Source organism: Neobacillus sp. PVCKKU3 (assembly GCF_058323225.1).
Window position 1 is genome coordinate 68530 of record NZ_JBLVQN010000019.1, and the last position, 16191, is coordinate 84720.

The following is a 16191-nucleotide window of genomic DNA, read 5'->3' on the forward strand; positions in this document are numbered from 1 at the left end:
AATCTCTCCTAATATATTACTCTTTTTATTTCTTCTAAATATGCATCTACAACAATATTTCGATCGAATTCGTTAGACATTTTTCTATGCCCATTCACACCCAACTGCTTTCTTTCAGTAGCACTTAAGCTAAGAAACATCTCTATTTTTTCCGTTAGCTTTGAAACATTTTTCGATTCAAAAAGGTAACCAGTTTTATTTTCATCTACAGCTTCTCGGCATCCTGGAATATTGGAAGCAATAATTGCCCTACCTATTGCTGCAGTTTCAAGGATTACATTTGCCATTCCTTCTGAATATGAGGGATGGATTAAACAATGAGATTCCTTTATTATTTTTTCTATGTCCGTTCTATGACCTAGATATTTTATAATACTCTTCTTCTCATAATCTTTAATAATCTCTTTGTACTTTATTTCACTTTCTTCTATAAAACCAATAATTCTAAATTCTGTATTTGAATATTTACTTTTTATATATTCAGCTGCTTTTAAATACTCTTCAATACCTTTATCTCGCATGACACGTCCGATAAAGTTGAATTTAATTCCACTTTTTTCATCTTGATAATCAGTATAGGGAAACTTTTGTAGATTTACACCTGATCCAGGAACCATACGATATTTAGTTTTCAGGATTTTTAGAGAATTAAATAGTTCAAGCCCATACGTATTTTGAAAGAAAACACAACTTGATTTTTTTAAAGCGATTTTATAGAGCAATATTACAATTTTCTTTATTAACCCTTTATCCAAAAAGGAACTACCTAATCCATTAATATTATTTATATAGGGGGTTGATGTTAAACGACACGCTATACTTCCATACGTGTTAGATTTAATTGAATAAGTCAAAACAATGTCTGGCTCTATCTCTTTTATGATATCAATATAATTTTTTATTAATTTTATCTCCTGTACAGGGTTTGTACCCCTTCGGTTAATTTCCGTCGGAATAATATTACATCCCATATTTTCTGCAACGGCATTATATTCATGCTTCGGGGCACTTATATGCACTTCATGTTCTTCTAATAAGGAAGAAATTAATTCACTATGAAATCGCAGTGTACCATAGATATAATTTGTTAGAATTAGCACTTTCTTTTTCATAATTTATTCCCCTTAATCTACTTCAATCGTTATTTCTTCTAGGGCCTTATTACATATATCAATTGCTTTATCTGAATTCTCAGCTTGAGAGATTATATATCCTACTCTGTCTGTGCTTGAGTTAATTCCATACAAACTTTCACCTAAAGATTTTGTAATTATTACTTCCTTAACCCCTGAAATGGCCATAGCTTTATCAATTCCTGTAATTGATTTAATTCTTCCTTTATTTGCCTTTATATATCGTATTGCACTTCCTTTTATGTGTTTAGGAGCTAAATCACTCTTTTCTCCACAAGCTTGAGCAATTGTTGCACCTACCATATCAATCCCTGTTGATAATGGCACTAGGTGACTAGTAATACAATCCCCACCCATTCTGGCACCGAGCTCAATCATCTTAGGTCCAGATTTTGTAACTATAATCTCAACATGAGCAGGACCATAGCTTATTCCTATTGCTTTACAAGCAGATTTAGCGACATTTTTTATCTTTTCTTGCATTTCAGTTGGTAGTAACGAAGGTTGACTATGCCCCATCTCTACAAAATGAGGGGGGCCAGTAGTAATTTTATCTGTAACTTGTAATACGTGAATTTCCTTTTCATATACAAAACATTCTACAGACACTTCGTGCCCTTGCATGTACTCTTCAATTAAGACCTCTCCTGCGCGTGCTGATGCTTTGCTATAATTATATGCATCAAACGGATCTGAATTTTCGGTGACAAGAGCCACCCCACGACTACCACTATTATCCGTAGGCTTTATAATATATGGGGGAACAAGATTATTAACAGTTTGTTTAAATTCATCAAATGTTCTAATCCTATGGAACCATGGGATCGGTATATTAAATTGTTCAAAGCATTTTATCATTCTATATTTGTCAGTAGAATTAAAAGCCACATCTTCAGAAATACCTATAAGTCCCATTTCTTTTGCTACCTTTGCAACAGTTCTAATAGGCATATCACTTGCTAACGTTATTATTCCATCGATATCATATTGTTTTGCTGCTTCCATAACCTTAGGAATATCTAATGTACTTATTTTAAGACTTACATCAGCATCCTTAAAACCTATAGCTTTTTTATCCATATCGACAGCTATAACCTGCAGTCCCATTTCTTTTGCTTTTAGTATTGCTGGAGTCTGTAAAATACTTGCTCCTAAAATCATAATCTTCTTCATAGGCAACTCTCCACTATTTTTTCTAAATTATCACTGATATATCTCATATCAGATTTCCTATAACGTTGATCACATGGTAAAGCAAGCATATGGTTAGCAATATAATCTGCCACTTTACATTGCCCTTGAGCCTTTTTAGGTATTGGCCAAATAACTGGACAATATACTTTTTTCTCTGCAAGAGCTTTTTGAATACCATCCCTATTTTCAATAATTATCGGGTAATAGAGTCCTCCCAACTCTCTATCAGATAGAAAGCTTTTTACACCTTTAATTTTTTTTATATGTTCCGATAAAACTTGTGCATTTTCTTTTCTTATGCTATTAATTTTTTTAAATTCAATCCGTTCCAGTAGTTTTCTAGATTCTAATGAAATATCAGCTATATTTTCCGCATTATCTAGATAGTTATTCGCCTCAGCCAATTTTCCCCTGTATGACGTTTTTAATTTAATATCTTCTGTTAAGAGATATTCACTTTTTTCTTTCAAAGCCAGTGTGCGAATTTCGCTAAAGTATGTGTCATTTTCCTTTTCTACCCTTTTTTCATTTAATCTAGTAAATAAAAGGCCACCATCTGGAATTGCTAACCATTTACGTATGCTGCAAATTGTATAATCGGGTATAAAATTACGCCTACTCTTCATAAAAATATCATGTGTTCTATCTTCAACGAATAATATTCGTCCAAACTTTTCCTTTAAATAATTTAGGGTATAATCACTAAACGAGACTATACCAAAATAGTCCATAAAAACAAGAATTGTATTTTCTTTTATTTTTTCCTTCGCATCTTCAAAGTCAGCTGACATATCTGAATTCAGCTTAAAAAAGTCAATCTGATATCCAAACATTTCAAATGGTTTGACCATGGATTCACAACAAAGAGCTGGGAGCATAACCCGTTTATAGTTTTCTTTATACTTAAAAGCTATTGCTTTTAAAACATCTCTACCACTACGGTAACCATCTATATTATTGAAATAAGATTGTTGGTTACTAGTATTTATAAAATAATTATTTGAATCCCAGTCGAACTCACTCCCGTATTCCCGAACTAGTTCATGCACCGAAATTCTCCCCTTTTCCTCAATTTCTTTTATCAACAGTTATTTCGTTTATTGAAGTATCTTTATATGTGTTCTCTCTTCTAAGTACAACAGCTACAGTCTTAAAGAATATCTTAACGTCTAATAATGGGGAACAATTCACTGCATAATATACATCGTTTTTCATTTTTGTCTCACCATCAACGGAGTTTCTAAAATAGGCTTGGCTATAACCAGTAATTCCCGGTCTAACGGTTAGGAATACTCGGACCTCATCAGGATATCTATCGAGCCAATCAGGTGGATCTGGCCTAGGACCTATTAAACTCATATCCCCTTTTAGTATATTTAGAATTTGTGGTGCCTCATCTAGTGACGTTTTTCTTAAGAACTTCCCTATTTTAGTAACCCTTGGATCATCTTCCCCATTAAAAGTAGAACCATCATCCAGTCTTATATCTGGTGCATTAACCTTCATGGAACGGAATTTATACATTTTAAATAACCTACTATCTTTTCCAATTCGCTTAGCATTGTAAAAGATAGGACCTTTATCTGTAAAATAAATAAAAGGTGCTACAAATATCAATATTAGGAAGAGTATAGGCAGGCCAATAAGAGCGATGCATATATCTATACCACGCTTAATTATAACTTTATACATGTATACCCCCCCTAGTCGAAACTATAAAATTCCTAACCACATACTCAACATCTTCATCACTCAACAAAGTATGCAAAGGTAATGTAATTTCATTTACATACTGCTTATAAGCATTTGGATAATCCTTAATATTAAATCCTAAATTCTTATAAGCCGTAAACATAGGTAGCGGCTTATAGTGGACGTTACAAGCAACTCCAGCGTCAGCCATTTTAATAATAACTTCATTTCTCTTTTCTTCACTGATTTCAGGTAATCTCACTAAATAAAGATGGCCTGAAGAAGTAAAATCTTCACCGTAATGTTGCAAGCTTTGAATGCCTGATGGTAGAAGCGCTCTATCATACATCTCAATAATCTCTCTGCGTCTTACTAGTAGACCTTCATATCTATCTAACTGGATTAATCCAATACTGGCCATAATATCGGTCATATTGCACTTATAGGCTGGATAGACAATATCATATTCCCATGCACCTTTTTGTGTTTTAGCAAGTGCATCTTTAGACTGACCATGAAGGCTATACAGCATAAACTGCTTATAAAGCCATTCATCGTCTAAACCTTGATCATTGCGCCATACAACTGCTCCACCTTCAGCCGTTGTAAAATTCTTTACAGCATGGAAAGAGAAACAAGTAAAATCCGCAACTTGCCCACATTTCATTCCTTCTCTCTCTGCTCCAAAAGCATGAGCAGCATCTGTCATAACAATTACTCTATTAAATAACCACTGAAGTTCATTGTTTGGCTTGAACAGATTCTTTTTACTTTCTACTATTTCAAATATAGTATCGTAGTCGCACATCTTTCCTGCGATGTCTACAGGTATGATCGCTTTAGTCTTTTCTGTTATCGCATCCGCTAATTTAGAGTAATCCATTTCAAAAGAGTCTGGCGCTGTATCAACTAAAACTATTTTCGCCCCAACATGATCTATGACTGAGGCAGATGCAGTATAGGTGTATGCTGAGGTAATGACTTCATCGCCAGGTCCAACACCTAAAATACGAAGGGTTAGCTCCATAGCTGCAGTTGCAGAATTTAAGCAGACAGCTTTATTTACTCCTATATATTCAGCAATTCTTTGTTCCAACTCTTTAGTTCTAGGTCCAGTTGTAATCCAGCCAGACTTCATAGCTTTTATTACTTCTTCAATCTCCGCATCTGTAATATCCGGCGGAGAAAATGGAATGTTTCTTAACTCAGTATCAATCATTTTATTTTCCTCACTTTATTTAGATTTTGTTTAAATCATTAAAAAGGATTTTAGTAGATTAGGACTTAATTAGAAGACCTACCTCTAACCAACTACTAAGCCACTAAATCTTATCCACTTCTAATAGCCACCTCGTAATATCTATTCAATCTGCTTAGCGAATACGAAATAGATATTCTCTTATCTAACTGTCCAATCCGAGTTTCTTCCTATTATATAAACCATTCAATCAATCTCTAAATCTCACTAAGAACGCCTCAAACCCTTATCCCGCAAGGTTTCTAGCACTTAATCTAACTACGATACTCAGTTCCCCACCACCATTCAAACAAAAGAAAATAGTTGGTTAGCAATCAGTACTTATGTCAAGCGGTGTGTAAAAAGAAGTTACCTTAATCACCAAGGGCTAACCAACCAGGTTTAAAACACCCACAAAAATCAAAAAAGCAGCATACTCTTCTACAAATACGGAACACCACTATCCTGATCAGGTTGTTCATCTTGTTTCACCTTTGGATGCAAACTGCACTGAACTTCCCCATCCTGATAACGAATAATCCCTTCCTCAGGACAAATCTCCTGACCATAGTCTCGCAAATATTGACCAAAGACTGCATTTGAATGTTCAATCCCACGAATCGCAAGCTCAGATTCATACATTCTTTCTAATTCATTAGAGTTAACATTACACACATCCCGCCTTGATTTTTCCATAACCTCTTGCATAGAAAGAAGTGCAATTCCTGCGAGAATCCCCAAAATTGCCACAACGACCATTACTTCTACTAAGGTAAAACCCTTCGAACTACTCATCTTCCCCCCTGAGCATTAATAATCACTTCATCCGTACTAGATCCCATTGCCTTTATTATGATAAAACTTTCTAATAAAAAAGAGCTCAAAAAAGCAACATCTTTCCACTCCACTAGAGGGAAGAGCACTCAAGAACAATATGCTCGAAGAGCAACAGTTCTATCTTCCTTTCATTAACTCAGCCCCCATCCACCATCATAACGGAATAGGAGCTGATCTTGCTTACTGCACTATCTTACTTTTATGAGTTAATTCCTCTAAAAGACTATACAAATCATCTCTTAACTCTTCATCCTGTAACGCCATTTCAATCGTCGTCTTCACAAACCCAATCTTCTCCCCAACATCAAACCGTTTCCCTTCAAAATCATAAGCAAACACCCGTTGAATCTGATTCAATTTTTGAATGGCATCCGTTAGTTGAATTTCTCCTCCAGCCCCTGCTTCCTGCTGGTCTAAGAACATAAAGATTTCCGGCGTAAGAATATACCTACCCATAATCGCTAAATTAGAAGGAGCCGTTCCTGGTGCCGGTTTCTCAACAAAGTTATGAACCTGATATTTTCTCCCTTCTTGAACCGAAGGTTCAACAATCCCATATCGATGCGTCTCATCATCCGGAACCGTCTGAACCCCAATAACTGATGACTGAGTTTCTTCATATATATCAATAAGCTGTCTCAAGCAAGGCGTTTCACTCTGAACAATATCATCACCCAGCAACACCGCAAACGGCTCGTTCCCAATAAAATTTCTTGCACACCATACCGCATGCCCTAAACCTTTTGGCTCTTTCTGCCGTATATAATGTATATCAGCTAAATTTGTGGCATAGCGGACTTTGTCGAGTAAGTCGGTTTTTCCCTTTTCAATTAAGTTTTGCTCGAGTTCAGGAGCATAATCGAAATGGTCTTCAATGGCCCGCTTTCCCTTACCTGTAACAATAATAATATCTTCGATACCAGAAGCTACCGCTTCTTCTACAATATATTGAATCGTTGGTTTATCAACAATGGGCAGCATTTCTTTTGGCATTGCTTTCGTAACAGGCAGGAAACGCGTTCCTAAGCCTGCTGCTGGAATAATCGCTTTACGTACCTTTTTCATTATTTTCAGTCCTTATCACACATTAATAGATAAAAGAAGGTTATCAAGTTTCTAATTTGCTAATGTCAATAATGCAGTAGCATCATACTTATTATTAGCCACGGCAATCAACGTATCATGCATTTCCAACTCTGACATTTTTAATAGTTCATTTATTAACCTATTTAAAATATCAGCATTAATGACATTCGCTTTCCCAATATGAATTTTAGGGAAAACCTGTTCTGGATGGACCTCATTTGCATTTAGCAGTTCTTCGTACATCTTCTCACCAGGTCTAAGTCCCGAAAATTTAATTCCTATTTCTTCTATTGAAAATCCTGACAACTTGATTAGGTTTTTCGCCAAATCAACAATCTTCACTGGCTCACCCATATCTAACACAAAAACCTCTCCGCCTCGTGCAAGAGTACCAGCCTGAATAACAAGCCGTGAGGCTTCAGGAATTGTCATAAAATACCGTGTCATATCTTCATGAGTTACCGTTACCGGTCCACCCACCTGAATCTGCTTTTTAAATAACGGAATCACGCTGCCGCGGCTGCCAAGGACGTTACCAAACCGAACGGCAACAAATTTTGTCGAACTATGCTGTGCGAGACCCTGAATAATCAATTCCGCAAATCGCTTCGTCGCTCCCATAACATTAGGAGGATTAACCGCCTTATCCGAAGAAATCATCACAAAAGTATGAACATCGAAGGTGTCAGCCGCCTCTGCAACATTTTTCGTTCCGAAAATATTATTCTTCACAGCTTCCCTAGGGTTATATTCCATAAGAGGTACATGCTTATGCGCAGCCGCATGATACACCACAAACGGCCGATGTTCTTCCATCACTTCAAAAATCCGGTTCCGGTCCTGAATATCACCAATTACAGGAACAATCTCTATTTGTCCCTCGTATTGACGGCGCAGCTCCATATCAATCAAATAGATGCTATTCTCGCCATGTCCTACTAGGACAATTTTTCGAGGATTGAACTTACAAATCTGACGGCAGATTTCTGAACCGATCGAACCGCCTGCTCCAGTTACCAGAACTGTTTTTCCTGATACATATTCTGAAATGATATTAATATCCAACTCTACCGGTTCCCGCCCTAGTAAATCCTCCACTTGGACATCGCGGAATTCATTTACTGACAGTTTCCCGGTCATCAAGTCTTCCAGCTTGGGAATAATCTGTGTTTTGGCCTTTGTTTTAGCACATTCATCGAAAATGAGGTTGATTTCCTTTTTGCTTAACGAAGGAATTGCGATGATGATGTTATCAATTTTGTATTTTTCAACGGTTTTTACGATATCGCTGGAATTCCCAACCACTGGAATGCCTAGGATGTCCAATTTATACTTTCTTGGATCATCATCGATAAACGCCACCGGCTTTAAATCAATGTCATGATTATGAAGCAGCTGACGCGCCACCATCGTGCCGCCTGAACCAGCCCCGATAATCAGTGTTTTTCTGATATCTTTCTGTTTGTTCATGATGTTATCGCGGAACATTCTCCATGAAAAGCGGGAACCGCCGATAAACAAGACATGGATCATCCAGGTGATCATCAATACCCGGACATAAATATTGTCAAACACGAGCTCCTGCATGACGGCCGCTGCCACAATCGTCAGTGTCACGGCCTTTACAATCGCGATAAGCTCGCCCACACTCGCATATTGCCACGCTTTGTTATAAAGCTTGTAATAAAAAGCAAATAGATGATGGCAGATTAATAATGTCAGCGCGGTCACGAGCACAATCGGGCTCTCGAGAATTTGAATCATCGGATTAAGCGTCCAGTAGCTTATGTAGATTGCTGTCAGGATGATTGCCGAATCCAATAGCGCCAGTGTGGTCAGTCTCTTCCCATAGGTCACCGGTATTTTCCCCCTTTTTCTCTTTTTATATTTCAATACCATTTGAGCAAAAAAATAAATATCTAATGGAAATACAAGTGACTTTACACCTATCCTTTCATTAGATATTTATTGTTTTTTGTTTATTTTTTAATCCGGGCATCTAACCCGCCCTCACATCATGCTCCTGACGACATGCGTCTAAGGACCTACTCTTTGCCGAAGAGGGGACCCACAGCATGACCGAGTGCTCCCTTTGATAACGGACAGGAAAGCCTCACCGTTCAAGGCATACATCACGCCCTGAAATGAATGTTTAGTTTTGCAGCCTTTTCTTATCGGATTAATCGGTTAAAATATACCAAAAAGCTTCTTCTTTTTAATCTTCTCGGGTACTTCTTTGTAGACATGGTAGCCTTCCATGAGGTTGGCTGCATTTTCTTGAAAAACATAAACCATTTCATTTCCGTAGGTTTTTTGAATGATGTCGAAGGCCTCTCGGATCCGGAACGTGCGATTCTTCACATTGTGGGCATCAGAAGCGATAAAGTGCGTTAAGTTTGCTTCGATTAATTGCAGCGTGAAGCGTTTGATTTTTTTCCCAAAATCACCGCAGATGCTTGCGGCAGTCACTTGGGTTAACGCGCCTTTTTCCACCATTCGATAGAGGATATCCGGATTTTCGACAATTTGCAGGTTTCGTTCTGGATGGACAATAATCGGAATCAGCCCTTCCAGCTGCATATCATAGAACAGCTGATTGGCATAGCGCGGGACGTGATTGGAGGGGAATTCCACCAACACATAATTCGTGGTGTGAATCGGCTGAATTTCGCCCTTTTTATGACCCTCAATCAGTCCGCCGTGAAGACGGACCTCCTGCCCTGGGATAATCTTTATCTCTATATTTTCTTGTTGTAACTGAAGGTTTAGCTCCGCTGTTTTTTCCAGAATGATTTGTTTCGGATTTTCGAATTGGTTATTTAAATGATGGGGCGTCGCCACGATGGTTCGAATCCCTTGCTTGTAAGCCTCTTTTGCCATCTCGATACTTTCTGACAAATCTCTCGCCCCATCATCCACTCCGGGCAAAATGTGACAATGTAGGTCAATCATTGTTAACACTCTTTTCTGATAATTTCGTCATTTGTAACACTTTCCACTATATTACCATATTCATAGGGATAAAGTATGACGAACTTTGTCGAATGATGTTAATTTTTCGTACCATATGCCCCATAATAATAGTAATAGTCGCTCTTCTGAACTTCTTTGTGGTTTAATACCACGCCTAACAGCTTGCTTTGGGCCGTTTCCAGCAATTCTTTCGCTTTCTTCGCCAGGTCGATTTCTGTTTTTTCACTATAGACAACCAAAATAGAACCGTCGCACTGATTCGCAAGAATTTGCGGGTCTGCAACCGCTAGTAATGGCGGAGTATCGAAGATGACATAGTCGAATACACTTTTGGCCTCTTCGATAAACTGCTCCATCGATTTGGAGCTTAAGAGTTCCGCAGGGTTTGGCGGAATCGGTCCGCTTGTTAACACATAAAGATCCGGCTCTTCCGTCTCGTTGATTGTGTTTTCGAGCGTTCTTTGCTTGGTTAGGACAGTTGTAAAACCAAATAAATTGGTGACGCCAAACGTATGGTGAACGGTTGGCTTACGCAGGTCAGCATCCACTAAGAGGACTTTTTTTCCAAGCTGGGCGAAGGTCACTGCTAGATTGGCTGCTGTTGTCGACTTTCCTTCAGCAGGACCGGAAGAGGTCACCATGATCACTCGGATTTCTTTATCGACCGATGAAAATTGAATATTGGTACGGACTGTCCGATATTGCTCGGAAATCGGTGACTTTGGCGCAATCGATGTAATTAACTTACGGCTTGGGTCCTTCGTTATCTGTTTCTTTTTTCGTCTAAGAGCCATAAGTCTCACCTCTTACTCCTGTTTTTTTCGCGGCTCTGCGCTGTTTTAACTCTTCGATTTTTTGATCATCGATTTGGGCAATGATGCCAAGGATCGGCAGGCCTAGCTCTTTTTCGACATCTTGTTCGTTTTTGATGGTGTTATCGAAATACTCTAATAGGAAGGCCAGACCGACACCTGCCATTAAGCCGACTACAAGAGCAATGGCCACATTTAATAATGGTCTTGGTTTTACCGGTGATGGATTTTCCCCAGTTTGTGCTTTTGCTAAAATGCTGACGTTATCGACATTCATAATCTTGACGATTTCCGATTGGAACACCTCAGCCGTTTTGTTGGCGATCAGGGCTGCCGTGTCCGGGTTTGAGTCCTGTACGGATACGTTGACGACCTGGGAATCCTTTTCACTGCCGACAGTGATTTTTTGATTTAATTGGGTCGCGTTCAAGCCTAATTTGAGCTCGTCCGCCACGATATCTAAGATAGCCGGGCTTTTGATGATAACGTTGTAGGTGTTGATTAATTGCAGGTTTGTCTGTACTTCGCTCGGACTGTACGCCGTTTGATCATTTTTCGTTTGGTTGACAAGGATTTGCGTTGAAGCTTGGTAAATCGGGGTTAAGAAAAAGTAACTGACCACACCGCTGATGATGGCAGCAATGAGGGTGATGGATACGATTAACGATAGCCGCTTTTTCAGCGTTTCAAGTAGTTCTTTTAGACTAATAGTTTCTTCCATTTGGTCCTCCTGAATATTCTCAATACAAAACATGCTTATTATAGCATAATTTGTCACTTTATTGGGTTTTATGTCGGGATTATTTCAAATATATTTAACTGCTGATTATTATTAAACACCTTTCTGTAAGAAATTTGAAGAGGTTATGTGAATTTGGAAGTAATTTCAACTTCAGGATTTTCGTCTCGGGTTTTTGGTGATTTTTGTAGAATCAAGGATTAATTTGGAATTTTTCTGTTATAATAGGGGGGCAACATGGATTGGGGGTTATAGGTAGAGATGCAGAAAGTGATTGTGGCATTATTAGGGATTATTTTTATTATCGTTTTATATTTCGGACAGTCGAACTGGAAACAGCAAATTGCGGATACATCTGCCAATATGAAGACGGATTATTATACGACGCTTCAGAAGGAATATAAGAAGTCGCGCGGGTCGGCTGGGAATGCTGCTGGCGGTGCCGGTTCTGCTGCAGCTAAGGGGCAGAAGGATTTGGTTTCGTATACGAAAAATTGGCCTTCTGGCGCTGTGGAGCGGTTCAAGAAGACGCTGGCTGATGGGTCTAAGTTTAAGATTTTATTTGTTGGATCTGAGGCTATCGGCTCTGAAGGTGACGGGACTTTTCCACTAGTGAAGAAACAGCTTGTGGATGCGTTCGGGGCGAAACATGTCGAAGTAGATTTGTATACATATAGCTCAAACTCCAGCCAATTTTTGAAAGAGAACAAAGAGAAAGAGGTTGCTAGTATCGGGGCCGATTTGATCATTTATGAACCGTTTATTTTGCAGAATAACGGATCCTCAGTGGGGATGGATAAGTCGTTAGCGGATCTGTCGGCGGTGATGAAGGCTGTGAAGACGGCCAAGTCTGATACTTCCTTTATCCTGCAGCCATCCATTCCACTTTATAAGGCGAAGAATTACCCTGTTCAGGTGGCACAGCTGGAGGATTATACGAAGAAGAACGGGATTGCCTATTTAGACCACTGGACAGCCTGGCCAGACCCGAATACCGAAGCGATTAAGGAATACTTAACGCCCGACCAGAGCGGACCAAGTGACAAAGGTGTACAAGTATGGAGCGAAGCGTTGGCGGGGTATTTGATTAGTAAATAATTGTGGGAGCGGACCTTTTGAGGGTTCGCTTTTTTGATGCATGGGGACGGTTCTTATGCATCAAAATGGGTGATGCACGGGAACCGTCCCCGTGCATCCATCTCTCCCAACAAAAAAACTGCTAGTTTTTTAGTCCAGCAGTCTTCCATTTATTATTAAAGTGCTACCAAATGTCTAAGGTCCTCTTTTAAATCTTCAATTAATTGATTCAGGGAAATTTCTTTTTCTTGCATGGCCTTGTCGTATGTTTTTTTGACAATCTCTGAAAAGTCAGCCTGCATGCTGATGTTTTCTACATTCTTTTCCACTCCGACCTGTCCCTCCATCATCTCATTGTTTTTCATAATAATAGAAAAGTAGTGGAATGTAAATAGATTTCCAGTTTATTTTTGTAGCAAATTTGTGAATATTGTAGAATTTTCTACAGTAGGTGCGCTATTTTGTTAATTTCTCACAAATTTTTTGACTTTCGAACAATAAATTAGCAATCTATGGTAAAATACATAGAAAAATAGAAGAAAAAGAGGTGACTGTTTCGTGAGTAAAACCGTCGTTCGGGCTCTGTCGACAACCGCCCTTCTCTCCATAGCCTATGCGGGCGCAGCCCATGCAGATACATATAAGGTTCAAAAAGGCGACACCTTATCGAAAATCGCCAATACATATAAGACGACTGTGAATGATCTTAAGTCGTTAAACGGATTAAGTTCCGATCTCATTTATGCTGGACAAACCTTGCAGATTCCGGGTTCTGGGGCTAGTGCAGCTCCTGCTCCTGCCCCTTCTCCATCTGTGCAGCCAGCGGCTACTTATACCGTTGTATCAGGTGACGCCCTCATTAAGATTGCCAACCGCTTCAGCGTGACGGTCGGCGAGCTTCAGCAGTGGAACAGCCTTAGCGGCACGTTAATTTTTCCAGGACAGGTATTGAAGGTATCAAACCCTAATGCTGGGGGTGCCCCGGCTCCTGGGCCAGTGGTGGTTGTACCGCCGCCGGCTCCTTCGACTCCGGCTCCGGCCCCTTCTGTAGCTGCGACGCAGGATTATACGATTGTCCCAGGCGACAGCCTGAGCAAAATTGCGCTAAAATTCGGGACGACCGTGTCGCAATTGAAGTCTTTGAACGGGTTAAGTTCAGATATGATTTATGCCGGACAAACGCTGAAGGTCCCGGGGCAGAGTGATGCCGCACAGCCATCAGCTCCAGCCGCTCCCGCAGTACCAGCGCCGGTGACTCCGCCTCCAGCGGCATCGGACGTTTCTGATTATGTGATCAAAAGCGGTGACACACTTGGTGCCATTGCTGCTAAATTTAACATCACTGTTCAGGAATTGAAGGCGCTGAACAATTTAACCTACGATATGATTTATGCCGGCCAGACGCTAAAGGTGCCAGGCCAGACTTCGGTACCGGCGCCAGCTGGTGATTTAGGCGCGCAGATGATTTCCGTAGGCAAAAGCTTATTGGGCGTCCCGTATGCCTGGGGCGGCAGCACACCGTCCGGCTTCGACTGCAGCGGCTTCATCTATTACGTGGCTAATCAAGCAGGCTATAAAATCGCCCGCACTTCCGCTGCCGGCTACTATGACCGCTCGTATTATGTCGACCAGCCTAAGGTTGGCGATCTGGTCTTTTTCCAAAACACCTATAAACAAGGTATCTCCCACATCGGGATCTACCTGGGCAACGACCAGTTCATCCACGCCAACGACGGCACCGGCGTGACGATTTCCAATGTAAAAAGCACGTATTATGCGTCGCACTTTGCTGCGTTTAAGCGGCTCTATTAAACTAGTTTGCAAGCCAGCCCCTTTTGGTTATGGGGCTGGTTTTTTTGTGTTTGGAAAGAAAGTTGGGGTTTTTGGAAAGTAAACTATTGAATTTGGAAAGTATTTTGTTGGATGTGGGAAGTAAATCGTCTTTTTTGGAAAGTATTTATATAAAGCAGGGAAATATATCCAGAAAAAAGGTAATTTTAATTGGTCTACCCCACTATCTTTAGAGATTTGGTAAGGGATTTTGGTGCGTGCCCCCCTATCAATTACCTATTTTGGGATTTACTCGTCACTTTATCGGGTTTACTGGTCTATTTTTTGACTTTACTCGTCTGATTTTGTTTTTTCTCGTCTAATTTCAGGATTTACTCGCCGAAATTTGTATTTTACTCGCCTGACCTATTTTTCCAACTGTCCAAAAAAGATAAAAAGCCAGGCGGGCAGCCTGGCTATGGTCATTTTCCATATTAAGTTGCTCGCATCTTCTTCCTTTTGTTTTTTCGATAAACATTGTTTTCCAAAAGTTGCCCAATTAATCCCATCACCAGACCGAAGAAGATTCCGTTGAACACGGGAGCGTCGAAAAGCGGCAAATTTTTCAATATGGGGCCGTCATGCCAGAACAGGCCAAAATCCATCCCGAGGACAATTCCGAGAAAAAAGCCTGACAGATAAGTCCTGTTCTCCACATTTCCTTCCAGTTTCTGATTATTCGTCTTGGCCGTATTGTAGGCGTGCCAAATGGCGAAGCCGTAAAGTGACGGATAAAACAATCCCCAGCCGTAATCGATCGGTGGCTTGGCCTCCGGCAGGTTCCCATCAAATGAGAAGATGAGGGCAAGATTTAATTTCGCTTTCACATTGATGACGAATTCCAATATCAGTAACGTAAATCCCATTATATAATCGCGGTTATAAAAATGTCCGAACCCCGGCATCACCACAGACCACAACATGGCAGCATAAGGAGATCTATATTGGTGGGTAGTTCTCATTCGGCCTTCCTCCCATAAGAAGTATATTTATATAATTTCAGCGTGTAAGTGGAAATCTCCTGCTGATTTCACAAATTTTGGGAATTTCGACATACAACTTTCTACTACTTAGGCAGTAGTACCTAAGATGTAAAGAATTTGGTTGTCATCGGACAATGACAGCGGAATTTGGGCTGTGAGCTCGGATTGTCCATTAGCGGTGCCTGACACCTTTTTGTGAAATGATACCGTTTTTTCTTAGAGGCTTGAGCATTTGCTCCTCGTGTTGCGGTTTTTTGGGTATAATAGAGGAATATGGATTTTTTGGGTAAAGGGAGCGATGCCTGTGAACGAGGTGTTACAGGGGCTTGCGGATGAGTTGAAGGATATGCTGAATGCGAATGCGGCGGATGATGCACGGCTAGTTCAGAAGGGGATGATGCTGTACCGGCAGGGTCTGGTCACGCAGCTTCGCTTTGAGAAAGGGGAGTATACGGCGGTTGTGCAGGATGTGTCACCGGCGAAGGTGCGGCTGGACCCGGAGTTTTTGGGAATGAGTGATTGTTCGTGCCCTAGTGACGAGCTTTGCCGGCATCAGTTGGCCGTGTTTTTTGCAGCGTACTCAAGAGAAGCGAGTGTT

General features: G+C 40.2%; 15 protein-coding genes and 1 pseudogene. 3 read left to right on the top strand and 13 right to left on the bottom strand.

What is annotated here, in order from left to right:
- Window positions 1-8: 8 nt before the first annotated feature.
- The 11 genes from ACNQGS_RS14435 to ACNQGS_RS14485 form a co-directional block, all read right to left on the bottom strand.
- A complete protein-coding gene (locus ACNQGS_RS14435) occupies window positions 9-1112 on the bottom strand; it encodes a glycosyltransferase family 4 protein (protein WP_491487920.1) in 1104 nt (367 codons plus the stop codon).
- Between the two features lie 12 nt (window positions 1113-1124).
- Complete coding sequence (locus tag ACNQGS_RS14440; RefSeq protein WP_491487921.1) at window positions 1125-2306, bottom strand: ATP-grasp domain-containing protein; 1182 nt, start codon at window positions 2304-2306, stop codon at window positions 1125-1127.
- Window positions 2303-3376 carry a hypothetical protein gene (locus tag ACNQGS_RS14445; protein ID WP_491487922.1) on the bottom strand — a complete coding sequence of 358 codons (1074 nt, stop codon included), beginning with the start codon at window positions 3374-3376 and terminating at the stop codon, window positions 2303-2305. Before ACNQGS_RS14445 ends, ACNQGS_RS14440 begins: the two co-directional genes overlap by 4 nt.
- 19 nt (window positions 3377-3395) lie before the next feature.
- Window positions 3396-4019: a sugar transferase gene (locus ACNQGS_RS14450; RefSeq protein WP_491487923.1), complete on the bottom strand. Its 624-nt coding sequence runs from the start codon at window positions 4017-4019 to the stop codon at window positions 3396-3398.
- On the bottom strand, window positions 4012-5238 hold the full coding sequence (locus ACNQGS_RS14455) for a DegT/DnrJ/EryC1/StrS family aminotransferase (protein WP_491487924.1): 1227 nt from the start codon (window positions 5236-5238) through the stop codon (window positions 4012-4014). The genes ACNQGS_RS14450 and ACNQGS_RS14455 overlap by 8 nt, the downstream gene beginning before the upstream one ends.
- Window positions 5239-5697: 459 nt before the next feature.
- Window positions 5698-6051 carry a type IV pilin protein gene (locus tag ACNQGS_RS14460; RefSeq protein WP_491487925.1) on the bottom strand — a complete coding sequence of 118 codons (354 nt, stop codon included), beginning with the start codon at window positions 6049-6051 and terminating at the stop codon, window positions 5698-5700.
- A gap of 222 nt (window positions 6052-6273) precedes the next feature.
- Complete coding sequence (gene galU / locus ACNQGS_RS14465) at window positions 6274-7158, bottom strand: UTP--glucose-1-phosphate uridylyltransferase GalU (protein WP_491487926.1); 885 nt, start codon at window positions 7156-7158, stop codon at window positions 6274-6276.
- Window positions 7159-7209: 51 nt separating this feature from the next.
- Window positions 7210-9036, bottom strand: a complete 1827-nt coding sequence (locus ACNQGS_RS14470; protein ID WP_491487927.1) for a polysaccharide biosynthesis protein — start codon at window positions 9034-9036, stop codon at window positions 7210-7212.
- A 330-nt stretch (window positions 9037-9366) separates the two neighbouring features.
- A complete protein-coding gene (locus ACNQGS_RS14475) occupies window positions 9367-10131 on the bottom strand; it encodes a tyrosine-protein phosphatase (RefSeq protein WP_491487928.1) in 765 nt (254 codons plus the stop codon).
- Between the two features lie 98 nt (window positions 10132-10229).
- Entirely contained in the window at window positions 10230-10946 is a 717-nt protein-coding gene (locus tag ACNQGS_RS14480) for a CpsD/CapB family tyrosine-protein kinase (RefSeq protein WP_491487929.1), read from the bottom strand.
- Window positions 10936-11685, bottom strand: coding sequence for a YveK family protein (locus tag ACNQGS_RS14485; RefSeq protein ID WP_491487930.1), 750 nt, complete (start codon window positions 11683-11685; stop codon window positions 10936-10938). Before ACNQGS_RS14485 ends, ACNQGS_RS14480 begins: the two co-directional genes overlap by 11 nt.
- 279 nt (window positions 11686-11964) lie before the next feature.
- Here ACNQGS_RS14485 and ACNQGS_RS14490 point away from each other — a divergent pair, with 279 nt between their 5' ends.
- Window positions 11965-12801: an SGNH/GDSL hydrolase family protein gene (locus ACNQGS_RS14490; protein ID WP_491487931.1), complete on the top strand. Its 837-nt coding sequence runs from the start codon at window positions 11965-11967 to the stop codon at window positions 12799-12801.
- A gap of 155 nt (window positions 12802-12956) precedes the next feature.
- Here the strand turns inward: ACNQGS_RS14490 and ACNQGS_RS14495 are convergent, their stop codons facing one another.
- Window positions 12957-13145, bottom strand: coding sequence for a YwzD family small protein (locus ACNQGS_RS14495; RefSeq protein ID WP_491487932.1), 189 nt, complete (start codon window positions 13143-13145; stop codon window positions 12957-12959).
- 193 nt (window positions 13146-13338) lie between these two features.
- Between ACNQGS_RS14495 and ACNQGS_RS14500 the strand changes: the two genes are divergently transcribed.
- Complete coding sequence (locus ACNQGS_RS14500) at window positions 13339-14592, top strand: C40 family peptidase (RefSeq protein WP_491487933.1); 1254 nt, start codon at window positions 13339-13341, stop codon at window positions 14590-14592.
- A gap of 452 nt (window positions 14593-15044) precedes the next feature.
- Here the strand turns inward: ACNQGS_RS14500 and ACNQGS_RS14505 are convergent, their stop codons facing one another.
- The gene (locus tag ACNQGS_RS14505; RefSeq protein ID WP_491487934.1) at window positions 15045-15572 is read right to left on the bottom strand and encodes a hypothetical protein; all 528 of its coding nucleotides are present in this window, start codon (window positions 15570-15572) and stop codon (window positions 15045-15047) included.
- Between the two features lie 532 nt (window positions 15573-16104).
- On the opposite strand from ACNQGS_RS14505, the pseudogene ACNQGS_RS14510 reads away from it, so the two are divergent.
- Window positions 16105-16164 (top strand): annotated as a pseudogene (locus ACNQGS_RS14510) (SWIM zinc finger family protein); the annotation flags it as partial.
- Window positions 16165-16191 lie beyond the last annotated feature (27 nt).